Source organism: Janthinobacterium sp. BJB446 (assembly GCF_002735655.1).
GTDB classification, from domain to species: Bacteria; Pseudomonadota; Gammaproteobacteria; order Burkholderiales; family Burkholderiaceae_D; genus Janthinobacterium; species Janthinobacterium lividum.
Map to the genome: position 1 here is coordinate 1166852 of NZ_PDZK01000001.1, position 24566 is coordinate 1191417.

Sequence of the window (24566 nt, forward strand, 5' to 3'; positions counted from 1 at the left end):
CAGCATGCAACGACGACATTTCCTGATTGGCACCATGGGCCTGGCGGCGGCCGTGGGCTTGCCGGCCTTGCCCGCCCTGGCGGCGGGCGCGGGCTGGCGCATGCCCGACGAAGGCGAGCGCCACGCCGCCACCTGGATGGCCTTCGGCGCGAATGACGAGGTATGGGGCAAGCGCCTGAAGGCGGGCGCGCAGGCGGACCTGGCGCGCATCGCGCAGGCGATTGCCAGCGTCGAACCCGTGCATATGCTGGTCAACGAGGAAGACTACGACGTGGCGGCTCGCCTGTGCGGCAACAAGGTCAAGCTGCTGGTGCAGCCCATCGACGACCTGTGGATGCGCGACACGGGGCCCGTCTTCGTGAAAAAGGCGGGCGGGGCGCTGGCAGGCGTGAATTTCAATTTCAATGGCTGGGGCGAAAAGCAGGACTATGACGACGATGCGCTGGTGGCCCCTTTCGTGGCCGGACGCGCCGGCGTTGCCGTGCTGGAAAGCAGCCTGGTGCTGGAAGGGGGCGGCATCGAAGTCGATGGGCAGGGCACGGCCATCATCACGGAAAGCTGCGTGCTGAATGCCAACCGCAACCCCGGCGTTGGCAAGGCAGCATGCGAACGTGAATTGCGCCGGCTGCTGGGCATCGAGAAAGTCATCTGGCTGCCCGGCATCGCCGGCCAGGACATCACCGATGGCCACACGGACTTTTATGCCCGCTTCTGCGCTCCCGGCGTCGTCGCGGCCGGCTTCGACAGCGACCCATCCTCGCCCGAGCACGCCGTAACCCGGCGCCACCTCGACATCCTGCGCAAGGCCACGGATGCGCGTGGCCGTGCGCTGCAGGTGGTGGTGCTGCCGGGGCCGGGCCAGGTACGCCCGCGCTATGAAAACAAGGATTTCGCCGCCGGCTACATCAATTTTTATGTCTGCAACGGCGCCGTGCTATGCCCGGAATTCGGCGACGCGGCAGCCGACCGCAACACGAAAGCCAAGCTGCGCGAACACTTCCCCGGGCGCGACATCGTGCAGCTGAATATCGACGCCATCGCAGCCGGTGGCGGCGGCATTCACTGCACCACGCAGCAGCAGCCGGCGTAGGCGTGGATAGGGCGCGCGAAATTTGCTACTTTCCTGAAAGCACGTCTGGTGTAAGATTTGCCAGCCGGCGCCGGTGCGCGCTTACAGGAATGGGAAGAAAATGAATAGTTGGTCTCCTCGTACGGTCCGCGGACTGATTTTTTTTGTTATCGGCATGTGTGCTTTTAAATTGCAGCCCGTGATGACCGCAGCCTTGGCAAGTTCATTGTTCTGGTCCGGTTTCTCGCGAGCCGGATTGAGCCTGGTCGGCATGGTCAGCCTGGCGGTTGGCGTTTATTTACTGGCGACGCGGTATAAAAAATAAGCCGGGCGGCCGCGAAAGGTGAAGCTTGGCCGAACTGCAGGATGAAGCTTGACGCATGCGGTTTTTTCATGCCGGATATGCACCTGCACCGATTCGGCGGAGGCCTTAAACCGTCATTTCCCTGACCAGGGTGGCCACCAGCTGCGCCGCGTCCATTTCCCGCGCCAGCGGCGCGCCCTGGCCGGCCCATTGCGCGGCGAATTCGCTGTTGCCGTGCCGGCTGGCCAGCGCGTTCAATTGTTTGGCGGCATCGTAGGCGACGGGGTAGTCGGCCGGTGGCGGGCTGCCTGGCGCTTCGCCGTGGTCGATCAAGCGGTTCGCCATGCCGCGCGCCAGGCGGCCCGACAGCACGCTGGTCAGGCGCGTGGCCGATGCCCGCTCGCCTTTTAAGTTCGTCCGGTAGCCGGCATTGGCCGATGATTCCGGACACAGCACGAAGGCCGTGCCCAGTTGGGCGGCCGCGGCGCCCAGGTCCAGCGCGGCGCGGATGCCTTGTCCATCCATGATGCCGCCGGCGGCGATCAGGGGCAGGGCGCTGCGGCCCGCCAGCAGGCGCAGCAGCACGGCTGTGCTGTGGCGCTCGTCCGGCGCTTGCGGGTCGAAGACGCCGCGATGCCCGCCCGCTTCCACGCCTTGCGCCACGATGGCGTCGACGCCGGCCTGTTCGATCAGGGCCGCCTCGCGCAGGTTGGTGGCCGTGGCCATAGTGTAGATGCCGGCCTGGCGCAGGGCGGTAATCTGCTGTGGCGTTGGCAGGCCGAAATGAAAGCTGGCGACAGCGGGACGCTGCTCCAGCAACAGATCGAATGCCGCCCCGTTGCCGATGAACGTTTTGTAGATCTCGTCGAGTTCCACGGGCACGCTTGCGCCCAGCTCCGCGAACAGCGGCGCCAGATGGGCCAGCCAAGCCGCTTCGCGTTGCGCATCCCTCACCGCCGGCGCATGGCAGAACACATTCACATTGAAGGGGTCATCCGTCAGCGCGCGCGTGTCCATGATCATCTGGCGCGCCTGCGCCACCGTGCCGGCGCCGATGGCCAGCGAACCGAGGCCGCCCGCATTCGAGACGGCGGCGGCCATCCGGGGCGTGGAGACGCCCGCCATCGGCGCCTGGATGATGGGCAGTTGCAAGCCGAGACGGTCGAGGAAGGGCTGGATTGAAGTCATGATGTTTCCTTCATGAAGTTGAGGATGCTGTATTTGATTCGCATTTTGAGAATATAATAGCATAATCATTTCAAAATAAAGAATTACATGGATACCGAATCATTGCGAATTTTTTGCTCTGTTGCCAGTGAACTGAGTGTCACCCAGGCCGCAGCGCGGCTGGGACGGGCGCCGTCCAGTGTCACCACGCGCATCCAGCAGCTGGAAGCCGATATTGGCGCCGAGTTGTTCGTGCGCACCAATAAACGCATGGCCCTGACGGCTGCCGGCGAGCGCTTTCTCGAGTATGCGCAGCGCCTGCTGGCGCTGGCGGAAGAAGCCCGGCATGTCGTCACGGGCGGGCGCGAGGGCGGCACCTTGCGCGTCGGCAGCATGGAAAGCACGGCGGCCAGCCGCTTGCCGGCATTGCTGGCCGCATATCACGCCCGCCATCCGGCGACGCGCCTGGCGCTGAGCACGGGACCGTCGCGCCCCCTGATCGAGCAAGTGCGCACGGGCTTGCTCGACTGTGCCTTCGTGGCCTTGCCGCCATCGTTCGGCGCCGCCGCCGCCCTGGCGGAGCTGGGCCTGGCATCGGCAGCCGTGTGGCGTGAGGAGCTGTGTCTGCTGCTGCCGGCCAGCGAAGGACAGGTGCGCCGCGCCTCGGACGTGCGCACGCGCTCGCTGGCGGCGTTTCCGCAGGGCTGCACCTACCGCGGCATCGCCGAAGAGCTGCTGGGCGTGGCCGGCAGCACGCAGTGGCAGGTGCAGGAAATGAGTTCGTATCACACCATGATCGCCTGCGTGGCGGCCGGCGCTTGCGTGACTCTGCTGCCGGCCAGCGTGCTGGCGCTGTCGGATGCGCCTGCCATCTTGACAACGCTGCCCGCCGGGCAGATTGATACCGTGCTGGTGTGGCGCGCCGGATTCGACGTGCCCGCCTTTCAGCATTTGCTGGCGCAACTCGGCAAGGCGGCGCCGTGAGCGCGTCGGCCAGGCTGCGCGAGGCCATGGCCGCGGCAACCATCCTCGCCACCGGCATGGGCTTTGGCCGCTTCGCCTTCACGGCCATCTACCCGCACATGATGCGGGAAGGCGTCTTGAGCTTGCGCGACGGCAGCCTGGCCGCCTCGGCCAACTATGCCGGTTACTTGCTGGGCGCCATCCTGGCCATGCGCGCGCGGGCGCACAGCGCGCACCGGCTGTGCCTGTGGTCGGTGGCCGGTACGGCGCTGTGCTTGGGCGTGCTGGCCTTGCCGATGCCCGTCTGGCTCATCGTGACGGTGCGCGGCGTGGCCGGCGTGTTCAGCGCCCTGGCCATGGTGGCCGCCTCGCTGTGGCTGCTGGAACGGCGCCGGCATGCGCGCGGCGCGCCGCTGCTGTACGCGGGCGTGGGCGCCGGCATCGCCGTGTCGGCCGAATTGCTGGTGCTGGCATCGCACCTGGGCTGGCACAGTGCCGGCATGTGGCTGCTGCTGGCCGGCGTCACCGTGCTGGCGGGGCTGGCGGCCGCGCCCGCCATTGCCGCCAGCGGCCAGGCGGCGCCGGATGCGCCGGCGCAAGTTGCCGCAACCGCTTTGGCGCCCGTGGCGCCATGGCCGCTGGTGCTGATCTACGGCTTGGCGGGACTCGGCTACATCGTCACGGCCACGTATTTGCCCGTGCTGGTCGGCGCGGCCTTGCCCGGACTGAACTCCGCCCACGTGTGGGCCGTATTCGGTTTGGGCGCGGCGCCCTCGTGTTTCCTGTGGCACCGGCTGCACGAGCGCCTCGGCACGCGCCAGGCGCTCAGGCTCAATTTGCTGCTGCAGGCGCTGGGCGTGGCGCTGCCCGTGCTGGCGCCATCGGCCGCCGCTTATCTGCTCAGCGCCATCCTCGTCGGCGGCACGTTTGTCGGCACGGTGACCATCGCCATGCCGGCCGCGCAGCGGGCCGCCGGCAAGGCGGGCAAGTTTGGCGCCAACATGATGGCCATCATGACGGTGGTGTACGGCATCGGACAGATCATCGGCCCCGTGCTGGCCGGCAGCCTGTATGCACAGTCGCACAGTTTCAACAGCGCACTATTGGCGGCGGCCAGCGCGCTGCTGCTGGCGATTTTCGTCAGCCTGCGGCTGTAGGAGGTCGCTTTAAATTCTCATTGGGAATTTTAGGACTGTTCTGATTTCGGTCAAGAAAGTCTGTCGCTACACTTCAATACATCACCGGTTCGCGCCAGCCGCCATGCGCATGGCGTGGCCGGTTCCTGATCTTCCTTATTGAAAGTAGCGGCTATGACAAAGCAAATACAGCAGCAGCGTTCCCCACGCGTGACGGGATTACGCAACCGGCTTCCACAGAATGCTGCAAGCGGTTTTCGTAACGCCGATCTGCTCGATGTGCTCATCGATTTCCTGGGCTTGAAGAACGATGCCGCCTTGGGGCGTGAATTGCAGGTATCGGCTCCCATCCTTTCCAAAATCAGACATGGCTCGCTGCCGGTCAGCGCCGCCATCCTCATACGCATGCACGAGGTAAGCCGGCTGAGTATTCATGAGCTGCGGGCATGCATGGGCGATCATCGCACGCGTTTCGGCATGCCCGATGACGAGGACAACAACTAAGAGGTTTGCCGCGCGTCACTTCTTGGCATCCCCACTCTTTGTCCCTCCCCATGTGTCTTAACTCAAGGAAAACTTCCGTGAAAACCATCAGCTCCCCTGTGCGTAGCGAATTCCACTCCCTGCGCGTGCTGACCTTGTCGCCTGATTCAGACAAGGGTGGTGCGCGATGGCTGGGCACGATGCTGAACGCCATTGGAGTTGCCAATGTGAAAAGTATCAATTCCTTGAGCTTGATTCCCTCGCTCTTGCGCGAAGGGAATGTTGACGTGATCGTCGCGGATGTCGAACATGGTGGCCTGATGGTGCCGACTTTGCTCAAGACGCTGGATGCGACCAGCCCGCTGGCGCGTTTTCCGCATGTACTGTGGGTAGGCCAGCCGACGCTGCTCAATTTGCTGCATGGGCAAGCCGCGGCGATGCTGGAAAAACCGGCGGTTGCTCGCATCGGCGGCTTGTCCGTGACGGCATTATTGGCGCATGCCCGCCTGGCGCATCGCGCCGGCATCAATGTCGGCATGGTCTACGGTGGCGGCAATGCCGCGTTTACCGAGGCCTTGCGCGCCTTGCTGCTGGTTCCGTCGATCAAGCGGCAGGCATGCTGTTTTGCGTCACCCGATGGCCCCACGGAAGCCGATGTGATCGAAGCGTTGACGACAGGCAAGAACCTGCGCGTGATGCTGCAGCCGCAGTACGATTTGCGTACCAGGCGCATCATCGGCGCCGAGGCGCTGCTGCGCTGGCATCATCCCGGCGTTGGCGAAGTGCCGCCATCGGTGCTGATTCCCATGGTCAACCGCCTTGGCCTGCATCTGCTGTTGTTCAGTTTTATCGAGACGCGCGTGATCGACGTCCTGCTGGTGCTCAAGAGCAGCCAGGTGACCTTGCCCATTGCCCTGAATGCTTCCGCCGAAACCGTGTGTACGCCAGGTCTCGCGCAGCGGCTGGCTGAAAAAATGCAGCGGGCAGGCGTGCCGCCGCAATTGCTGAAAATTGAATTGACCGGCGATCTGCCGGTCGACGATGAGCTGCTGCTGTCCGCCTCGCTCAATACGCTGCGGACGAAAGGATTTCCCGTTTCGCTCGATGATTTTGGGCAAGGGGCATCGACTCTGAATCTGCTGGCCAAGATGACCTTTGACGAGGTCAAGATCGATGGCGCGTTTGTGCGCGACATGAAAACCAGTGCTTCCGCGCAGGCCGTCATTACCGCCACGGTGAACCTGGCACGGCTGATGAATCTGAAAGTGGTGGCGGAAGGTATCGAAGATGCGTCTTGCATCGAGGCGCTGTGCCAGCTTGGCTGTCCCACGGGGCAAGGCTATGCACTAGCGCGGCCTATGGAGTTGCGCGATTTTTTCGCCAGTGTCAGCAATAAATAAGGCGTATTTTTGGGTGATGCAGTATAAGCAACTTTATTGCGTGTGTGTCTGCAGCAGGGCGTATTGAAGTATTTTTGTTGCGCAGGAGCACCTATGTTAATAAACTGCATCTTGTATGGCGGTCGTGGCACAAATAGGAGTAATCTCATCAAAAGAAACTTTTTTCATACAGCGTCTGGTCCTTGCCCATGCCTATGAAACGTTTACGTATTGCCTTGCTCGATGATCACGCAGTGGTGCGGCATGGGCTTGTGGCGCGCCTCAGCGCCGAACAGGATATCGACGTGGTGGGTGCCTACAGTACCAGCCGGGAGCTGATCGCGGGCATGCTCGCGGCGCCGGCTGACGTCCTGTTGCTCGACTATGCGCTTGGCCCGGACGAACTCGATGGCGTGTCGCTGATCCGCGCATTGCGGGCCAAATTCCCCGATTGTCCCATCCTGGTGCTGTCCACGCATCATGAGCCAGCCACGGTGGCGCTGGCCTTGCGCGTCGGCGCCCGCGGTTTTGTCGGCAAGGGCGAAGAAATGGCGGAGCTGGTCAAGGCGCTGCGCAAGGTGGTCACCGGTGCCGTGTACCTGAGCGCCGAGATGTCCTATCGGGTGGCGGAAGCGAGCACTACCTTCGATGCGCGAGAGGGAGAGGACGGCGCTGACGCGCTGCTGCTGGGAGCTGCGCTGTCGGCGCGCGAGCGCGAGGTGATTCGCTGCTATTTGGCGGGTATGACCGTGACGGAAATCGCGGAAAAATTCAAGCGCAGCATCAAGACCATCAGCTCGCAAAAGACCACCGCCTTCCGCAAGCTCGGTGTCACGTCGAATAATGAACTGTTCAAGATCAGGCATACCATAGGCGAAGCATGAGGCGTTGGCGAGCCGGCATCGCCGCTTTCCTGCTGGCCGCCTGCTGCATGGCGGCGCAGGGGCAGGAAAGGGCGTATGCGCTCAACGCCGCGGAGCAAGCCTGGGTACGCGCGCATCCTGTGCTGAAACTGGGCATGTTGCAGAACCGGCCGCCGTTCGAAGCCGTCCAGCGCGGCGCGACCGGGGTGGGCATCGGCGCGGATTACATCAAAGTTATTGAGCGGCATAGCAACCTGAACTTTGACATCGTCACCGTGGCTAACACGGACAGCGGCCTGGCCTCGCTGCGTGACAGGCGCGTTGATTGTCTTCCCGCGGTGCGCAGCATTGGCACGCCGCCGCAGGTGCCCGGCATCAGCTACAGCTTGCCCTATCTCTCAACCGCGGCCATCGCCGCCACGCGTGAACAGGGTGAACTTGGTCCCGATGGCATCGCATTCGATGGCAAGACCGTGGCGTTGCCGGCCGCGGAAGCGGATCTGCTCGGCGCCTTCCTGCGCGAGCGCCATGACGGCATGCGCATCGTTGTCAGTCCCACCATGCGGCAGGCGCTGGCGCTGCTGTCACAGGGCGGCGCTGACGTTGCCGTCGGCAGCAAGGCGCAGCTATTGCCAAATTTAATGCGCGATGAAGGCGCACAGCTTTATTTTTCGGAACTGCCCGTGGCGATGACGTCCGATGTGCGCATGGCGCTGCGCGATAGCGATCCCTTGCTGGTATCGATCGTGAACAAGTCGCTCGCTTCGATGAGTCCGGCCCAAATCCGGCTGGTACGCCAGGATTGGCTGGGGGCGCCGGGCGATGATCATTCGGGCATGCTGTTCGCGGGGGACCACTTTGGCGAGCATGCCGGCCTGGCTGGCGCCTTGCTGCTGATCCTGGCGGGCCTGGCATACCAGGCATACAGCGCGCACCGGCGCGCCTTGCGCAACGAACGCAGGGCGGCCATGTTCCTGGCCGTGATGAGCCATGAAATCCGCTCGCCCATGAATGCCGTGCTGGCCGCCGTGGAATTGCTGCGCTTTACCTCCATCAATGCGGAGCAGCGCCACTTTGTCGACCTGGCCAGCAACGGCGGGAATATCCTGCTGCGTTTGCTTGACGACGTGCTCGACGTGTCCAAGCTGGAGGCGGGACAACTGACGCTGAGCCTCGATGCGGTCGATGTCGCAGCCCTGGCCAACGACGTGGCAGCCCTGCAGCAGCTGCGGGCGCGGGAGAAGGGCATCACGCTCGATGTGGCGGTGCATGTGGCGGTACCGCTGCTGATGCTGGACGAGGCCAGGCTGTTGCAGGTGCTGCACAACCTGGTCTCGAACGCCATCAAATTTACGGCAAGCGGCGGCGTCGAGATACAGATTGCCATGCCGGACGACGGGCAGGGCCAGGCGCGCCTGGAAATTGCCGTTGCCGATACGGGCATCGGCATCGGCGCTGCCATGCAGGCAACCCTGTTTCGCCCGTATGTACAGGTGGAGGGCACCTACAAACGCTCGGGCGGCACCGGCCTGGGCCTGGTCATTTGCCGTGAATTGGTGAACCTGATGCAGGGCACGATCACCATCGACAGCGAGATGGGCAGGGGCACGCGCATGCTGATTTCCTTGCCTGCGGATCGGGCACCCGGCTCCGCTGCTGCGGCCGACGTGGTCGCTACCCGGCCCGCTCCGGTGGGCGGCGCGGCGGCGCAGCGCCTGTCCATCCTGGTCATCGAGGATGTGCCGGCCAACCAGGCCGTGTTGCGGGCCCAGCTCGCCAGCCTCGGCTGCGATGCGGACATTGCCGAGAATGGCGCCAGGGCCCTGGCCTGCTTCAGCCTGCGCGAATATGACCTGGTGCTGATGGATTGCGACTTGCCCGACATCGACGGCTACAGTCTGACGGTCGAATGGCGCAGGCGCGAAGCGGACCTGGAACAGGCGCGCTGCCCGGTCATCGCGATTTCCGCCTCGACGGGCGAGGATCATGCGGAACGCTGCTTTGAGGCCGGCATGGATGGCATATTGAGCAAGCCGATCCGGTTGGCGAAACTGCAGGATATCGTCGAACTCTGGTGCGACGTGAGCTTGGTGCTGCATGCGCCGCCGATGGAGACCCTGGCGGTATTTGATATGCCACAAGTGCGCGCAGCATTCGCCAACGATATGGGAGACTTGCTGCAGGCCATGGCCATGCACGAGCGGGATGGTGCGGTGCGCGCCGCGCATCGCCTGCATGGCGCGGCCCTGGCCATGCAATGGACGGAGATGGCGCAGCCGGCAGGGCAGCTCGAGAGCCTGTTGCGCGGTGCGGAAGTGCTCGGCGATGCGCGTTGCGAGCAGCTTTTGCAGGACGTCGTGGCCGCCTGGCGTAGCCGCGGCCAGCATTGATTTCAATTTGAAGGAGCATCATGTTGCGCAGGATGAACAAGAATAAAAAAGAGGCCATGGGGATGCTGGCGTTGATGTTGCCTACTACCTTGCTGTTCCTGGTGCTGTCCAACATGGATCCGGCGCTGCTGCCATTGGCATCCCAGCCTTTGCCATTCGGCCTGCCTGACACACTCGGCAATCTCCCGATAGCCGCAGTGCTCCTTTTTGCCAGCATGGGTTTAACGGGACTCGTGCTGGCAGTCCTGCCAGCAACCCTGTCGCGCAAGAAAATATTGCTCAGCGGATTCCTACTGCTTGCGGTGGCTGCGTTAATGGGCCTGTTTTCCCGCTCGCCATTTGAGCTGTGCTGCTGGAGCTTGCTGGGTGGTATAGGGTGTACGATGAATATCTGTGCCTGGATTAGTATCGCGGCCACGTATTTTCCGCGCCATTGTGCCTTAGTGGTGGGACTCATGAACTGTCTTGCCACGGCCGTTAACATGGTCGCTAACAGATTTACCGCCATTCACGATGCTATCAATGAACAGGGGACGCTGCCTCTGTTACCGGCCCTGGTTGGCATGCTCATCCTTATTCTTCTGTATATCCTGATCTGGCATTTTTTTCAGCAGATCAGTACCGCCGACGAACGCAGTTTCGTCCGTCCTGAAGTCAGAAGCCCGGTGGGGGAGGTCTGGTCTCGAGGCCCGCTGTTGCTGTTTCTGGCAGCCGTATGCATGCCAGTGAGCGCGGGTAAGTTTGAATACCTGTGTGGCGCGCACCTGCGCGAGATATTGGAATTTCCCATCAAGACAGTACACATGGTGATAAGTGTCGCCATGATTTCCGCCTTGCTGTCGCCGCTGGCTGGCTGGCTGGGGGACCGGTACGGTGCCATGAAAACGCTGCTGATTGCTCTTCCCATCATAGCCGCTGTCAGTGGTCTGCTATTTTGCGGATGGCATATGACCTTGGATATTCTCATGTTATTGGCGTTCCTGGTGGGTTTTGGTTTGACCTCGGTATTTTTTGTCAATATCCTGGCGGCCCTGATTCAAGCGGTGCCACCTATGCAGAACATGCGGGCCGTGGGCTTGTTCTATGTCGCGTTCAACTTGGGGATTCTTGTCGCGGAGGTGGTTTTCACTCATCTGAAAGAGATGGTCGGCTGGACGACGCTGGTGTTGGTGCAGCTTGTCTTGCCCCTTGTGCTGGCGACCGTTCTGGTCTGGCTGGCGCAGAGAATATTGGCGCCTGCGGACAAGGCGGTACCGCCTGGCTGATTGGCCGGCCGTCATGTACCCCGCTTGCAAGCACCACCTTGCAGGCGCTTTTCCACCCGCGCAAGTCAACGGCCATACGGTGTGCTCGTCTGCCGTGAAGCGCTGTTTCCCCGTCCCCTCCCTCCTCACTCCTGACTCCTAGTCCATTTTTCAAGCCATGCCAGAAGGCCGGATCGACACGCGCGCATCGTGCGCCTTCTGGGGCCGACGTGTAAATAAGCATGCATTGCCTTGCCGCCCGGATTTTTAAGACCATTCTCATATCGACAAGTATCGTGGCTCTGTACAGTACAACCTGCAACAACAGCCGCGTTCCCATTAAAAGGAGCGCATTTATCTATATTTTTCAGGAGTCGCTTCAATGAGTTTCCACGCCCGCATCCTTGCCGTTCTGCTCGCCGCCGCCACCACACAGTCCGCTTTCGCATCCGATGGCACCATCACCTTCAACGGTGAGCTGTTGGACTCGACTTGCGTCGTTACTGTCAATGGTGCCACTTCGACCGTTACCTTGCCCAAGCTGTCGGCCGCCATGCTGAAGACGGCCAAGAACATTGCCGGCCAGACCGGTTTCAACATTCATCTGAGCGCTTGCACAGGTAGCACGACAACGGCTGCCGCGTTTTTTGAAACGGGTCCAGGCGTCGATCCGCTCACCTTCAACGTCAAAAGCACCGGAACTGCCAAGTTTGTTCAGCTGCAATTGGTCGATGCCCAAAACGGTAAGGCGATCAAGGCTGGTGACCTGGATCAGATCGCCAGCACCAGCCGCGTCACCAAGGCCGCCAGCGGCGACACGGTTCTGCCGTATGCCGTGCAATATGTCGCGACCGGTGAAGCAACTGCCGGCACCGTGGCCGGTACCGTGACGTATTCGATTAACTATCAGTAATCAAACAGTCCAGCGAGAGCATCCTGGCCCGGAAGGTTGGGTGCTCTCGCGGTAATTATCGAGGAATCCGCGCATGTTTCGTCGCTCTTCACTGCAACGCCCGCTTATCTTCAGCCTGGCCTTGCTGTTTTGTTCTTCCACTCTGGCCAGTGTGGTGATTACCGGCACGCGCCAGGTGTATCCAGCCAAGCAGAAAGAAATCACCGTCAAGCTGAATAACGATGGTGTGCGGCCTGCACTGGTGCAAGCGTGGGTTGATAGCGGTGATGTCGCCTCGACACCTGCCACGGCCAAAGCTCCATTCGTGCTGACGCCGCCACTGGCTCGCATCGATCCGGGCAAGGGCCAGAGCTTGCGTATGATGTTTGCCGGTACGCCCTTGCCTTCGAATAAGGAATCCGTGTTTTGGCTGAATGTGCTGGAAATTCCTCCGAAAGCGCAGCAGGCCGATGAAAATACCTTGCAGATGGCGTTCCGTACGCGCATCAAGGTTTTTTATCGTCATGAGGGCTTGCCCGGCTCTCCTGATGAGGCAATCGGACAAGTGCAATGGCGTATCATCTCCCTCGGTAATGGGGAAGGTTACGCCTTAGAAGCGTACAATCCATCTGCCTTTCACGTCTCGCTGGTGGCCTTGACCCTGGTTTCAGGCGCCGAGCGAAATTATAGTGAAGATGGCATGGTTGAACCTGGTCAAACGAAGCAATTTGCCCTGCCAACCTTGAAAACCTTTCCGGCCGCCGGCGCGCAGGTGGAGTTTAGTGCGATAAACGATTACGGGGCGCAAGTGCCGACCCGGCGCGCCGTGTCGGTGCCGAGCACCAGACTTGCACCTTCAGGTGTGAAATGATACCGGCTCGCTTACGTATCCGTTATCAGCGGCCGCAGTGTTATCGTCCGGTCGCCAGTACGCTTGCGTGCACAATAGTCAGGTTGGTGGCGTTGAGTTCCTGTGCCCTGGTCACGCCGACCGTGCGCGCCGGTGAGGTCGAGTTCAATGGTGCGTTCTTGCCGGAAGGGTCGCGCGGCTTGGATCTGGCGGTGTATCAAAAAGGAAATCCTGTTTTGCCAGGCACTTACCGTGCCGATATCGCACTCAACGGCCAGCTGAAAAACCGCCAGGATATCAGGATTCACGCCAATGACGATGGCAGCCATCCGGTGGTGTGCGTATCGCGCAAGCTACTTGAATTGCTTGGCGTCGACATGGCTCGTCTGTCCCCGGAAGCGACGGCCTTGCTGGAAGCGGACAACTGTGCCGAACTGGGCAAGCTGATCGAGAATGCGACCGCCACCTTCGTGCCGGAGAGCCAGCAAGTCGACATCAGTATTCCGCAGATTTCGCTGCGCCGCGATGCGCGCGGCTATGTCAGCCCGGAATTGTGGGATAGCGGCGTCACGTCCGGCATATTGGGCTATAACTTCAACAGCAATTACAGCAAGAGTCGCGGTGATGCATACAGTTCTGCCTACCTGGGCCTTGATGGCGGCTTCAACATCGGCGCGTGGCGCTTGCGCCACAAGGGGGCGTTGAGCTGGCGGCAAACCGGCGGCAGCCAGTACCAGGTGCTCGATACCTATGCCCGGCGCGACATCATCCCGCTTAAAAGTCAGCTGACCCTGGGCGACTCAAATACCAGTGGCGAGATTTTCGACACCCAGTCCTTCCGCGGCGTGCAATTGGCCAGCGATGACCGTATGCTGCCGAACTCGCTGCGCGGCTACGCGCCCGTGGTGCGCGGCATCGCCCGCACCAGCGCCCGCGTGACGATACGCCAGGCAGGCAATATTTTGCTGGAAACGACGGTGGCGCCAGGCGCCTTCGTCATCGACGACCTTTACGCCACTGGCTACGGCGGCGACCTGAACGTGACCGTGTCCGAAGCGGACGGCAGCGAACAGCGCTTTGTGGTGCCGTATGCCGCCGTGACGCAGCTGCTGCGTCCGGGTGCTCTGCGTTTCGGCGCGACGGCTGGCGTGACGCGCAGCCATTATCTGGGCCGGCAAGCGCATTTCCTGCAAGGCACCCTGCAGTACGGCTTGAATAACAGCATGACCGGCTATGGCGGCGTGCAAGCCAGCGCGGACTATCTGGCGCTGCTGGGCGGCATGGCATTTGCCACGCCGATCGGCGCCATGTCCGTCGATCTGAGCCATGCGCAGACAGCCGTGGATGCCGAGAAAGCAAAAGGCCAGAGTCTGCGTCTGTCGTACAACAAGAATATCCTGAGCACTGGCAGTAACTTTTCGATGGCCGCTTACCGTTTTTCCACCAGCGGCTACCTGGATTTCGCCAACGCTATGCAGGCGCTTGATGCCGAGCGGCAGGGCTATGCCACGAACATGCTGGATCGCCCCCGCAACCGGCTGTCGCTGACGGCCGACCAGAGCCTGGGCGAGTGGGGCAACCTAAGCATCAGCGGTTATACGCAAAACTATTGGAACCGGGAAGGGCAGGATTTGCAATACCAGTTCAGCTATCACAAGCGGATGGGGCGCATCAGCTACGGCATCAGCGCCAATCGCAGCCGGATGTCGTCCGGCGGCATGGAAAACCGCTTGCTGCTGTCCGTCAACTTGCCGCTTGGTGGCAGCGCAGGTATGGACGCGCCGCAAATGTCGGCACAGTTGTCACGCAACGCCGATGGCCGCTACAGCCAGCTGGCCACCGTCAGCGGCACGGCTGGCGAGGATCGCCAGTATGGATACGGCGCGTCGGTCAGCCGCGACGGCATAAGCGGCACCAGCAGTGGGACGCTGAATGGCCAGTACACGGGGGCGCGGGCGTTTGCCGGCGCCACCCTGGGGCGAGGCCAGGACTATACCAGCGCCTCGTTCAACATGAACGGCAGCGTGGTGGCCCATCCTGGTGGCGTGACCTTGTCGCCGCACCGCGGTGACACCATGGCCGTGGTGCACGCGCCTGGCGCCGCAGGCGCCAAGGTGGCCGGTTATCCGGGTCTCAGGCTTGACGCCAGCGGCAATGCGGTGGTGCCGTATCTGCGTCCATATGAACTGAACGAAGTGGCGATCGATCCCGTGGGCTCGTCGATGGATGTGGAAATGCGCGAAACAAGCCAGCAGGTGGCGCCGCGCGATGGCGCCGTGGTCTTCCTCAAATATGGCACCAACACAGGCCGCGCGGTCCTGTTCCAGGTGCGCCTGCCGGGCGGCGACGCGCTGCCGTTTGGCGCCACGGTCAAGGATGAGCAAGGGCAGTCCGTGGGCATGGTGGGCCAGGATGGGCAGTTGTATGCGCGCCTGAAGGAAAACAGCCGTCAGTTGTCGATTACCTGGGGCGGGAAGGCGCACGAGCGTTGCACTGTGCCCGTCGCCGCAGCGCTGTTGCAGGGCGAGCGCGGGAAATTGCAGCAAGCCGCTGCCGTGTGTGCGCCTGACCAGATCACGGCCCAGGCGGCGTCCGACGATGAACGCAACGTTGAACTGTTGGGCGGCACGCATACGGTCGACATCTTCGTCAATGGCAAGCGCATGGAACGGCGTGATGTTGCGTTCCTGCCGCTGGACGGAGAACAACGCCCGGCGCCTTGCATGAGCACGGTGGATTTGCAGGAGTATGGCGTGCAGCTGTCCAAAGAGCAATTGCTGCTTCCGTGTCAGCAGGTACTGGCGTCGATCCGTGGCGCCAACTGGCGCCATGAGGCCGGCTTCCAGCGTCTCGATGTACAGGTGCCGTCTGAACTTTTGACGGCGCGGTCGCCACGCCGGGATATGCACATGGCCGACGCAGCCAGCCAACATGATGAAACCGCTATGAAAATCACCCGAAAGAGAAAACCATGAATATCCGTAGACTGCTTTTCCTGCTGGCCGGGCTGCTGGCGTGCACCGCGCCACGGCTGGCCCAGGCTGCACTCACAAGCTGTGTTACCTATGGCGGCCCTTTTGTGGCAGCGATGCCTCTGCAGGTCAGCAGCCTTACCGTGGCGCGTGATTTGCCCGTCGGTACTTGGCTCTATCAACAGTATTTTCAGCAGACCGGTAACGGCGTGAGGATGGGATGCGATAGGGGGCGCACAATAGGTAGCCAAGGCGCAAAAGTTTTCGGCGTCGGCGGCAGTGTCATCAAAAATCCTGCGCTTCCGGCCTATGCGTCCGGCTTCGTCTATGCTACCGGCGTACCAGGTATCGGCGTGATGTGGTGGGGCGGACGTTCATGGTTAAATGACACGGAATTAAGAAACGCATCAGACGTTGACTGCAACAGCTCCGATAATTATATATGTACTACCGACTGGTTGAAGGTGCCAGATTACGCGTCGATGACACTGATAAAAACCGGGCCGGTGGGAGCGGGGGTCATACAGGCAAGCGATTTGGGCCGGGTGAGCTTTAGTGCGGCATTTGCGGGTAGCGGTGATGTGGAGTTTTCTTCACTAAGGCTGACAGGCAGTATTAGCGTTGTCAGCAAAACCTGCACGACATCCGATGTCAATGTGCCAATGGGCCGAAGAATGATAACGCCCTTGAAGGGAATAGGAAAGTCCACGCCGACGGTCAGCTTCGAGATACGCTTAACCGATTGTCCGTGGTTTCCCGGCACATTTAATAAAGATAAAGTGCCAATCTCTTCGCAGGACGGGGTTATCAAAGGCCCTGAGTTTGTGCAGAATAAACTCACCATCCGGATAGTGCCGGGGGACACTGCGATCGATGCCAGCAATGGCGTGCTGGGTCTGACGGCGCAGAAGTATAGCGCCACTGGAGTGGGTGTACAACTGCTTGACGAATCAGGCAAATCTTGGCCTTTGTCGAAGGATGTCAGCGTACCCAATATCAACGGCAATTCCAATTCGCTGACTATCAAGTTCGGCGCACGCTATCTCCAAACGGCGGCCGAGGTGAAGCCCGGCTGGGCCCATGCCGTGGCGACGTACACCCTGAACTATCAGTAGGACTTCGGTTCCGTCAGGCTGATGCGGCTGGGGCCGCCGCGGCCAGCAAACACAAGCAAATTGTTGCGCACATTACCGAGGATAGAAACCATGCACATCCGTGGAGTGCTTTTCTTGCTAGCTGTGCTGATACTGTGCGCGGCGCCGCGACCTGCCCAGGCTGCGCCCAGATGTTTTGCCGTAGGCGGCCCTTTTAACGGAACAATGGCGCTGCAGATCGGCAGCCTTGTCGTACCGCGCGACTTGCCTGTTGGTAGCTGGCTCTACCAACAGGTTTTTCTTCAAAGCGGTAGCGGTGTGCAGATTGAATGCGACGCGCGGCGTTTATCAGGAAGGACTAGCGGCAGGCTCGCAGACATTGGTGCAAGTGTTGATACCATTCCAGGCAATAGGATCTACGCAACTGGCGTACCTGGCATCGGTGTGATGTGGTGGGACGGGCGCGGGCAATATCTCTTGGGCGGTAATGGAGACTTCGTCGGCTTGCACTATCTGTGCAGCGGGATGAATAACCGTACTTCGTGTCGCACCCACTGGTTGAAGTTCTCACCGGCAACGGCGTTTATTCTGGTCAAGACTGGACCAGTGGGAGCGGGAGTCATACTTGCAAGCGATTTAGGCCAGGTGAGGTACAGTGCAAAATTTGATGGCGGCAATGAAGTGAACTTCGCTACGCTTAGCTTGAGAGGGAGTATCCAGGTTGTCAGCAAAACCTGCACGACTCCCAATGTCAGCGTGCCGTTGAGCCGTCATAAGGTATCGTCCCTGAAAGGGATCGGATCCTTTACGCCGACGGTCACTTTCGAGGTCCGCTTGACCGACTGCCCTGGTTTTCCTGGCAGATTTAATGTTGGAACCACTGCTGCGTCGCCATCCTCTTCACAAGATGGCATTATCCAAGCTCCTTCTTTTTTGCCGGTGAATGTCAAGATCCGCATAGCGCCGGGGGAAACTGCTATCGATGCTAGCAAAGGCGTGCTGGGCCTGACGGCGCAGAAATGGACCGCTACCGGTGTGGGGGTACAATTGCTCGACGCATCTGGCCAACCCTGGATCTTGTCCAAGGATATCAGCGTGCCCAATCTCAAGGTCTATACCACCTCGGTGAGCATCAAGTTGGGCGCGCGCTATCTGCAAACGGCGACTAATGTCACACCCGGCTGGGCTAATGCCGTGGCGACCTACAGCCTGACTTATCAGTAGGGTTTGCGTGCTCGTTGCCATCCGGGCGCTCAATTTACGCGCGGTTCACGCCGTTGCCAACTGGCGGTGTGGTGCCAGTAGCTCAGGTGTGTAAGTGACGCGTGTGGACGACGATAAGTGCCCGTAGTTCGCCGATGGACAGGCCGGATGCCTCGTGCATGCGTATCAGCATGTCGGTATCGACCGCACTACTTCCTGTTCGCAGCTTGCTGACCGCGTAGGGGGGCACTCCCAGCTCGCGCGCTAAGCAGGCGTCATTGCGCAGGCCCATGTATGTCAAGAGCCGCTCGACGAGCGCTGTGCTGTCATGTGTGTGGACTCCCGTCTTGGTACCAATTGCATCGACGACCAAGCTATGCGGGAATTGCATCAGATCGCTCATGCTATTGCCACGGGCTTGGTCAGTTGACGCCGGATAAACTCTTCGCGCTCCATTGGGCGCGCCAGCGCATAGCCCTGGCCGATATGGCAGCCGATGCCCAGCAAGGCCGCCAGCACCGATTCGTTCTCGATGCCTTCGGCCACCAGCTTGAGGTTGAGTCTTTGTGCCAGTGAAATGAGGGTGGCGACGATGGCGTGCGAATGGGCGTTGGTTTCCATGTCACGAATGAAGGCGCCGTCGATCTTGACTTCATCGAAAGGCATCTTGAACAGGACGTTGAAGGTGGCGGAACCGGCGCCGAAATCATCGAGCGACAGGGGAAAGCCCTTCGCCCGCAAGGTGTTGAGGCAAGCCGACAGGCACAGTTCGTCGAGAACCGGCAAGTCTTCGGTGACTTCGACTTTCAGCAGCCGCGTCGGCAGGCAGGCATCCCACATTTTTGTGGCGAGCAGATCGGCCATGCCGGGCGTGCACACGGTATCGATCGAGGCGTTGACGGCAACCGGCACGTCGCCACCTTGACGGCGCAGGTGCTGCAACATGGCGATGACTTCCTTGACGACCAGGTCGAACAGGGGCAGATGCAGGCCGAGCCGGTTCACCATGGGAATGAGTACCGACGGCGGCACGCTGCCATGCTGTGGATGGTTCCAGCGCAGCAGCGCTTCCGCGCTGACAACGCGCCGGCTGTGCAAGTCATACTGGGGCTGGTAGACGACGCGCAGCCCCTCACCCGAATGGATGGCATGGATGACGTCCGCGTCGCTGGGCAGGGAAGATGGATGGTGCCTGGTCGCTTGCGGGATTTTTCTGCTTTCTTGCAGCCCGTTGCCGGGCATTGCGAAGGGGCGCGCCGGCAGGCGCTGTCTCATCGTGATGGATGGAAGGGCATACACGGCAGCGCTCATGGCGATTTTCCCGACAGTTTAAGATGGATGCAGTATAGGAAGTCCGACTTTCAGGGAAAATCGGACTGTTCTGAAAAGCCCCGACGTTAGCGTGCCGCGCCTGGGCCGATATAACGGTCGATGAAGCGGAATACGCTCTCGCCCCACAGAATCTGATTGCTTTCCTTGGCCCAGCCATGTCCCTCGCCCGTCATCACCATCCATTCGACGGTATTGCCTTGCTTGCGCAATTGATCGCGCATTTTCTCGCCGTGTATCAGCGGCACGCGCACGTCTTCGCTGCCGTAGGCCATCAGCACGGGCGCCTTGATGCTGGCCGCATTGCCGATGGCCGAGGCTTTCTGGAAATACGCTTCATCGGTTTTCGGATCGCCGTGCATCTTGGAGCCGATGTCGTCCATCACCGGACCGGACATGTCGGACCAGTTGACGGTGAATAGCATCTTGACATCCGTAACGCCTACCCAGTTGATGCCGCATTTGTACAGATCCGGGTTTTTCACCAGGCCGTACATGGTGGCGTAACCGCCGTAACTGGCGCCGATGATGCATACGCGCTTGCGGTCGACGATGCCCTGCTTCACCAAATCCTCGATGCCATCCGTAATATCGTCCTGCATGGCCAGGCCCCATTGCTTCCAGCCCGCCGTGTGGTGTTTCCAGCCAAAACCCGTCGACATGCGAAATTGCGGCTGCAGCACGGCGTAACCGCGCGAGGCGAGCATTTGAGTCAGCCCGTCATAGCCGAAATGATCGCGCGCATGCGGTCCGCCATGGATGTAGGCGACCAGCGGCAGCGCCTTGGCAGGGCGTCCTTGCGGCAAGGTGAGGTAGGCGGGAATGTTCAGTCCATCGCGCGCCTGGTATGAGATCACTTTTTGTTCTGAAAGCTTCTTGCCGTCCAGAAGGGGCTGCATGCTGTACAGCGATTCCAGCGTTTTCTTGTGGGTATCGAACAGATATACCTTGCCCACATTGTTGACGCTGGTGGCGGTGACGACCGCGTGGTCGCCGCGCCATTGGAAATTGACCTCTTCGTTAGGCAAGCTGGCGTTCAACGACGCCTGCAGGCGGGCATATTCCGGATCGAAGTAGTGCTTCGTCGTTTTCATGCCATCCACCTGTACGCCGATGATTTTCTTGCGCGCAACGTCAAACAACAGGCCATCGTCGACATCGGCCTGCGCATCTTCGGCAATCAGTTCGCCAGCGCTGTTATCGGCAAAGTTCCAGATATGCACGCCGGCCTTGTCGCGGCCATTGAAGCGGCCTCCGACAAACAAGGTTTTGTTGTCGAAATCAAAACCCAGCAGCGTCATTTCCTTGCCTTCGTCAAGATAGGCCTGGTGTATGGATTTCCACGGCGCGGATTCACTTTCGCGATGGTAGACAGTCTGCTTGATGCGTTTGCTACCCGGCTCCACGGTCAATGCCGAGGCTACGCGGATCACGTTGGCGTGATCGAGTTGCCAACTGCTGACGGCGCCGGGATTGTGAAACGTCAGCAAGGTTTTGCGGCCAGTAGTCGTGTCGAGGCGAAAAACGTCGCTGGCGCCCAGGTCGGCTCCGCGGCCGCGCTCGTTATTGGAGACAATCAAGTCGTTGCTGTCGTCGCCAACCCGCTTCAATACCCGCACCGGTTTGTAGGGTTTGCCGGTACTGATGGCGTCCTTGACGCTGGCTACCAGGATGCGGAAAGCGCTGCCATCGCGGTTGACGGCAAACAAGCCGCCGCCCGTCTGTTTTTCCATTACTTCGCTGCTGCCCTTGCTGATGCTGAATACCAGGCGCTGGTTGTTTACCCACAGCGGACTGGCGACATCCCAATCCGGATCGGAGGCAACGACAGTGGAGGCGCGCGTCTCGAGGTTGATAATGGCCAGCACAAAGCGTCCGTTGCGAGGCGTGAGCACGGCAAGGTTCTGTCCGTCAGGCGACAGCACGGGGCTGCCGCTAAATTCGCTTTTCTTGAAGAAGTCCGCGATAGGAATCGTCTCGCCGGCGTGGGCCGGGCAGGTATGCATGCCGGCTCCGGTGAGCAGCAAGGCGAGCAGGGTGAGAGTGGGAGTGTGTTTCACTTATATCTCCATGAAAAATGGGGCAAGGGCAGGCAAGGCCGCGCCAGAGAAACTGGCGCGGCCTGATGCATGGCTTACTTGAAGGTGTAATCGGCCGTCAATTGGACGTAGCGTCCCATTGCACTATGCAGGCCGGAAATGAAGTTATTGCCGTAATGTGGATAGAATGGCGATTTCCGGTCAAAGGCATTGCGCACCGCAAAACTCAGCTTGGTGTTCTTGAAGCCGGAATAGCTGCCGCCCAGATTAAAGACGGTGAAAGAGGCGATGCCCTTGCACAAGGCGGGATAACCTTCTGTTGCCAGTTTGCATGGTTGGCTTCGGTCTGTAAAAGACGACATCTTGCCGATAAAATCCACATCCGCCGACAGCTGGTAGGCGGCCTTTTTCCAGGCCACGCCCAGATTACCCTGCACGGTAGGAACTCCTGCGAGACCAGCCTGCTGAGCCGGTTTGTCGTCCGGCGATGCCGCATATTGGTATGAATGGGTATGGCTCAGGTTCAGCTGTGGATGCAGGGTGCCGTATTCGCCCAGGTTGAGCCGGCCCACCATCTTCAAGTCCAGGCCGCGGACCTGTGTCACTGCCAAGTTGGTCAGTAGCATGGTAACGGCGGTGATTTCGCCCGCAGTCGCCCCTGCCAGTTGATCGGCGGACGAGAGCGGTGCGCGTACGACGGACACGGCGGAATTGTTGGCGTAGGCCGCTGGATTATCCAGCACTTTCGACAGGTCCAAGGTGGAAATTTCGCTATCGCGTTTGATCTGCCACACATCGAGCGTGCTCAGGAATGCGCTGCTGGGCTCCCAGGCCATGCCAAGGGTGACGCTTTTTGCCGTCTCCGGCTTGAGATCCTTGTTGGCCCCGCTGCGATACGAAAAGTTACTGTTGCAGCCCAACTTAAAATTGGTATTGCAGCGGGCCGGATCCTTGTACGTGAGATAGGCATTGCGTATATCGGTCGAATTTTCTACCAGCGTGGGTGCACGGAAACCTTCCGCATACGTACCGCGCAACATGAATGCTGGCGTGACCGACCATTTCAATCCCAGCTTTGGCGTCGTCGAACTGCCATAGTCAGAATAGCGGTCATGCCTTGCAGCCAAGCTCGCTTCCAGGTTCTTTACCAGAGGAATGGTGGCTTCGCCAAACACGGAGGTGATATGGCGGCTGTTCGCTATGCCAGGAGGCGATTGCGCTTGATGCAAGAGTTCGCCAGCAATGGAGCGGGGGTCGGGCGAGGTCATCAGCGATTCGCGTCGGAATTCCGTACCCAGCGCTACACCCACGGCGCCGGCGGGCAGCGTGAACAATTCGCCGGAAACCTTGGCGTCGATTTGTGCCAGGGACGACTTGAATGTACTGTCGGAGCTGCTTAATATCGTGCGGTACAGCGACTCGTTGGCGCTGCCGCCGCCAAAAATAAAGCGGCCTTCCTCGTAGGCCTTGGCGAGGGGCGCGGTCAGAATGGCGCTGCTATTGTGGGATTGGACTTTGCTGCCAGTGAAAAGAATGGCCGTCTCCCAATCCCAGTTCTTATAGTCGCCCTTGACGCCTGCCAGATAGCGGCTGAAATCGGTCGTATTCTTCATGCCCTGGGAAGGGAAATCGCGCAGCGAGGCACGCACTCGTAACGTGCCATTGCCGCCGGCAAGGGTCTTGCCGTCCGGACCAATCAGTTCTTTCGGGTATTGCGGGTGGGTAATGGGCAGGCTAAGAGTCGGCTGGCCATTTTGGCCTGCAAACCAGTGCGGGATGCCGGTCACCGTCGCGGTGTTCCGGTTCAACATGAACTCGCCGAATACGGTGGTGCTGGCGTTTGCCTGCCAGGTAATCCTGCTCGTCAGGCCGATGCGATCCGTCTTGCCGCCCGCGTTGATAGTGCTGTCTTTTGCATTGTCGAAGACACAGGCTTGCCCCATGGCATTCGCTTCCAGAATCGACGATGCCGGCACCAGCCGGTCCGCCGGACATTGACTGTCCAGGGTACGTATCACATACCGGCCAGTCGCCTTGTCGGTCCAGAAAACGTTGCCAGGGTAGGTGTAAAGCGTGCGATTATCCTTGTAGCCCCAGGCGCGCAAATCATCCGTACCCAGGTAGGCGTCGCGCTTGTGCAGATACATTTCCTTGCGCGAACGCATGTCGAGCGTGGCATAGGCGTTGAAGTGATCCTTGACCAGGCTGCCTTTACCGAAGGTGATGGTGGCGCGCTGCGTTTCGCCATCGTTGCGGCTGGACTGGCCCAGCGAACCGCTCAGTTCCAGGCCTTCGTAACTGTTGCGAAGGATAATGTTGATCACACCGGCCATCGCTTCGGAGCCGTAGATCGCCGAGGCGCCATCCTTCAGGATTTCAATGCGCTCGACGGCACCGACGGGAATGGAGTTGAGATCGACGAAGGTGGTCTGGAAGTCCGGTTGCGCATATGCGGCCAACCGGCGTCCGTTGATCAGCATCAAGGTCGCCTGGCTGCCGATGCCGCGCAGGTTCATGCCGGCGGCACCGGCCGTGAATCCGTTGGTCTTGTTTTCATTGACCCCCCCCATATTCGCGGAGATGGTGCGCAGTACCTCGTTGATGGAAGTGGCGCCGCCGCGCGTCAGTTCTTCGCGCGTGATGATCTGCACGGGAGAGGCCGATTCCAGTTCGATGCGCCGCACGTTCGAGCCCGTGACGTAGACTCTTTGCGGGGCGGCTTTTTCAGCCGCTTTTGCCTGATTGTCTGACTGCTTTTCCTCTTGTAAGGCGGGCGTACCCGCATCTGTTTGCTGCGCCTGTGCCTGCCCCGCAATGCTGAAACTGGCGGCTGTTGCCAGCGCCAGCCGGACCAGTACGACGATTTTTTTTTCGTTGAGTAACATTGCACCCTCTTTGGTTATATGAAGCCATTGTTGTGGTTGCCAATAACGTGACTCGCCGCCTGGCCGCATGGTGCCTGGTGTGGCACCGGTGTGGCCTGATGCATCAGCGGCTAGTGCTCATCGAAATATTGTATTTTTCTCAATGAGCAACTTCAAATATACCGAGCGGGCAAAGCTGAAAAAATAGGACTGGTCCTAAAGCATTCCGTGAAATTCTTAATACAACAGGGGTCCGCTGGACCGCCGGATAGGGTAGTAAACCTGTGGATGGGGGCGTCAGGGAGCGGAGGGAGAGGGGCGTGTG

At 60.4% G+C, this 24566-nt stretch carries 20 protein-coding genes; 14 read left to right on the forward strand and 6 right to left on the reverse strand.

The window, feature by feature from the left end:
* The first annotated feature begins 4 nt into the window (after positions 1-4).
* On the forward strand, positions 5-1090 hold the full coding sequence (locus tag CSQ92_RS05275; protein ID WP_099393428.1) for an agmatine deiminase family protein: 1086 nt from the start codon (positions 5-7) through the stop codon (positions 1088-1090).
* Between the two features lie 100 nt (positions 1091-1190).
* The gene (locus CSQ92_RS28585) at positions 1191-1394 is read left to right on the forward strand and encodes a hypothetical protein (RefSeq protein WP_143450284.1); all 204 of its coding nucleotides are present in this window, start codon (positions 1191-1193) and stop codon (positions 1392-1394) included.
* A 105-nt stretch (positions 1395-1499) separates the two neighbouring features.
* On the opposite strand, the gene CSQ92_RS05280 is transcribed toward CSQ92_RS28585, so the two are convergent.
* Entirely contained in the window at positions 1500-2561 is a 1062-nt protein-coding gene (locus CSQ92_RS05280; protein ID WP_099393429.1) for an NAD(P)H-dependent flavin oxidoreductase, read from the reverse strand.
* Positions 2562-2648: 87 nt separating this feature from the next.
* Here CSQ92_RS05280 and CSQ92_RS05285 point away from each other — a divergent pair, with 87 nt between their 5' ends.
* The 9 genes from CSQ92_RS05285 to CSQ92_RS05325 all read left to right on the forward strand — a co-directional run bounded on the left by CSQ92_RS05285 (position 2649) and on the right by CSQ92_RS05325 (position 12761).
* Positions 2649-3524, forward strand: coding sequence for a LysR substrate-binding domain-containing protein (locus CSQ92_RS05285; RefSeq protein WP_099393430.1), 876 nt, complete (start codon positions 2649-2651; stop codon positions 3522-3524).
* Entirely contained in the window at positions 3521-4660 is a 1140-nt protein-coding gene (locus tag CSQ92_RS05290) for a YbfB/YjiJ family MFS transporter (protein WP_257219128.1), read from the forward strand. The genes CSQ92_RS05285 and CSQ92_RS05290 overlap by 4 nt, the downstream gene beginning before the upstream one ends.
* Positions 4661-4813: 153 nt before the next feature.
* Complete coding sequence (locus CSQ92_RS05295) at positions 4814-5143, forward strand: hypothetical protein (RefSeq protein WP_257219129.1); 330 nt, start codon at positions 4814-4816, stop codon at positions 5141-5143.
* A 77-nt stretch (positions 5144-5220) separates the two neighbouring features.
* Complete coding sequence (locus CSQ92_RS05300; protein ID WP_180276938.1) at positions 5221-6522, forward strand: EAL domain-containing protein; 1302 nt, start codon at positions 5221-5223, stop codon at positions 6520-6522.
* Between the two features lie 194 nt (positions 6523-6716).
* The gene (locus tag CSQ92_RS05305; RefSeq protein WP_099393432.1) at positions 6717-7385 is read left to right on the forward strand and encodes a response regulator transcription factor; all 669 of its coding nucleotides are present in this window, start codon (positions 6717-6719) and stop codon (positions 7383-7385) included.
* Complete coding sequence (locus CSQ92_RS05310) at positions 7382-9754, forward strand: ATP-binding protein (RefSeq protein ID WP_099393433.1); 2373 nt, start codon at positions 7382-7384, stop codon at positions 9752-9754. Before CSQ92_RS05305 ends, CSQ92_RS05310 begins: the two co-directional genes overlap by 4 nt.
* Before the next feature lie 20 nt (positions 9755-9774).
* Positions 9775-11019: an MFS transporter gene (locus tag CSQ92_RS05315; RefSeq protein ID WP_099393434.1), complete on the forward strand. Its 1245-nt coding sequence runs from the start codon at positions 9775-9777 to the stop codon at positions 11017-11019.
* 361 nt (positions 11020-11380) lie between these two features.
* Positions 11381-11911, forward strand: coding sequence for a fimbrial protein (locus CSQ92_RS05320; RefSeq protein WP_099393435.1), 531 nt, complete (start codon positions 11381-11383; stop codon positions 11909-11911).
* A gap of 73 nt (positions 11912-11984) precedes the next feature.
* The gene (locus CSQ92_RS05325) at positions 11985-12761 is read left to right on the forward strand and encodes a fimbrial biogenesis chaperone (protein ID WP_099393436.1); all 777 of its coding nucleotides are present in this window, start codon (positions 11985-11987) and stop codon (positions 12759-12761) included.
* Positions 12762-12772: 11 nt separating this feature from the next.
* Here CSQ92_RS05325 and CSQ92_RS29295 read toward each other — a convergent pair whose 3' ends face one another.
* Positions 12773-13069 (reverse strand): hypothetical protein, encoded by a 297-nt coding sequence (locus CSQ92_RS29295; protein ID WP_257219245.1) that lies wholly within the window; start codon positions 13067-13069, stop codon positions 12773-12775.
* On the opposite strand from CSQ92_RS29295, the gene CSQ92_RS05330 reads away from it, so the two are divergent.
* From CSQ92_RS05330 to CSQ92_RS05340, 3 genes are all read left to right on the forward strand, one after another.
* The gene (locus CSQ92_RS05330; RefSeq protein WP_257219236.1) at positions 12953-15715 is read left to right on the forward strand and encodes a fimbria/pilus outer membrane usher protein; all 2763 of its coding nucleotides are present in this window, start codon (positions 12953-12955) and stop codon (positions 15713-15715) included. The genes CSQ92_RS29295 and CSQ92_RS05330 overlap by 117 nt on opposite strands.
* On the forward strand, positions 15712-16827 hold the full coding sequence (locus CSQ92_RS05335; protein WP_099393437.1) for a fimbrial protein: 1116 nt from the start codon (positions 15712-15714) through the stop codon (positions 16825-16827). The genes CSQ92_RS05330 and CSQ92_RS05335 overlap by 4 nt, the downstream gene beginning before the upstream one ends.
* Before the next feature lie 90 nt (positions 16828-16917).
* Positions 16918-18030, forward strand: a complete 1113-nt coding sequence (locus CSQ92_RS05340) for a fimbrial protein (protein WP_180276940.1) — start codon at positions 16918-16920, stop codon at positions 18028-18030.
* A gap of 82 nt (positions 18031-18112) precedes the next feature.
* Here CSQ92_RS05340 and CSQ92_RS05345 read toward each other — a convergent pair whose 3' ends face one another.
* The 4 genes from CSQ92_RS05345 to CSQ92_RS05360 form a co-directional block, all read right to left on the reverse strand.
* The gene (locus tag CSQ92_RS05345) at positions 18113-18412 is read right to left on the reverse strand and encodes a hypothetical protein (protein ID WP_099393439.1); all 300 of its coding nucleotides are present in this window, start codon (positions 18410-18412) and stop codon (positions 18113-18115) included.
* Positions 18409-19320, reverse strand: a complete 912-nt coding sequence (locus CSQ92_RS05350; protein WP_099393440.1) for an EAL domain-containing protein — start codon at positions 19318-19320, stop codon at positions 18409-18411. Before CSQ92_RS05350 ends, CSQ92_RS05345 begins: the two co-directional genes overlap by 4 nt.
* An 86-nt stretch (positions 19321-19406) precedes the next feature.
* Positions 19407-21398: a S9 family peptidase gene (locus tag CSQ92_RS05355; protein WP_143450285.1), complete on the reverse strand. Its 1992-nt coding sequence runs from the start codon at positions 21396-21398 to the stop codon at positions 19407-19409.
* A 74-nt stretch (positions 21399-21472) separates the two neighbouring features.
* Positions 21473-24262: a TonB-dependent receptor gene (locus CSQ92_RS05360; RefSeq protein ID WP_180276941.1), complete on the reverse strand. Its 2790-nt coding sequence runs from the start codon at positions 24260-24262 to the stop codon at positions 21473-21475.
* Positions 24263-24566: the final 304 nt, after the last annotated feature.

Excerpts from the sequence above, each read along its gene's own strand:
- CSQ92_RS05275 (WP_099393428.1), top strand. The coding sequence starts at position 5 with ATGCAACGACGACATTTCCTGATTGGCACCATGGGCCTGGCGGCGGCC.
- CSQ92_RS28585 (WP_143450284.1), top strand. The coding sequence starts at position 1,191 with ATGAATAGTTGGTCTCCTCGTACGGTCCGCGGACTGATTTTTTTTGTT.
- CSQ92_RS05280 (WP_099393429.1), bottom strand. The coding sequence starts at position 2,561 with ATGACTTCAATCCAGCCCTTCCTCGACCGTCTCGGCTTGCAACTGCCC.
- CSQ92_RS05285 (WP_099393430.1), top strand. The coding sequence starts at position 2,649 with ATGGATACCGAATCATTGCGAATTTTTTGCTCTGTTGCCAGTGAACTG.
- CSQ92_RS05295 (WP_257219129.1), top strand. The coding sequence starts at position 4,814 with ATGACAAAGCAAATACAGCAGCAGCGTTCCCCACGCGTGACGGGATTA.
- CSQ92_RS05305 (WP_099393432.1), top strand. The coding sequence starts at position 6,717 with ATGAAACGTTTACGTATTGCCTTGCTCGATGATCACGCAGTGGTGCGG.
- CSQ92_RS05310 (WP_099393433.1), top strand. The coding sequence starts at position 7,382 with ATGAGGCGTTGGCGAGCCGGCATCGCCGCTTTCCTGCTGGCCGCCTGC.
- CSQ92_RS05315 (WP_099393434.1), top strand. The coding sequence starts at position 9,775 with ATGTTGCGCAGGATGAACAAGAATAAAAAAGAGGCCATGGGGATGCTG.
- CSQ92_RS05320 (WP_099393435.1), top strand. The coding sequence starts at position 11,381 with ATGAGTTTCCACGCCCGCATCCTTGCCGTTCTGCTCGCCGCCGCCACC.
- CSQ92_RS05325 (WP_099393436.1), top strand. The coding sequence starts at position 11,985 with ATGTTTCGTCGCTCTTCACTGCAACGCCCGCTTATCTTCAGCCTGGCC.
- CSQ92_RS29295 (WP_257219245.1), bottom strand. The coding sequence starts at position 13,069 with ATGGCTGCCATCGTCATTGGCGTGAATCCTGATATCCTGGCGGTTTTT.
- CSQ92_RS05335 (WP_099393437.1), top strand. The coding sequence starts at position 15,712 with ATGAATATCCGTAGACTGCTTTTCCTGCTGGCCGGGCTGCTGGCGTGC.
- CSQ92_RS05340 (WP_180276940.1), top strand. The coding sequence starts at position 16,918 with ATGCACATCCGTGGAGTGCTTTTCTTGCTAGCTGTGCTGATACTGTGC.
- CSQ92_RS05345 (WP_099393439.1), bottom strand. The coding sequence starts at position 18,412 with ATGAGCGATCTGATGCAATTCCCGCATAGCTTGGTCGTCGATGCAATT.
- CSQ92_RS05350 (WP_099393440.1), bottom strand. The coding sequence starts at position 19,320 with ATGAGCGCTGCCGTGTATGCCCTTCCATCCATCACGATGAGACAGCGC.
- CSQ92_RS05360 (WP_180276941.1), bottom strand. The coding sequence starts at position 24,262 with ATGTTACTCAACGAAAAAAAAATCGTCGTACTGGTCCGGCTGGCGCTG.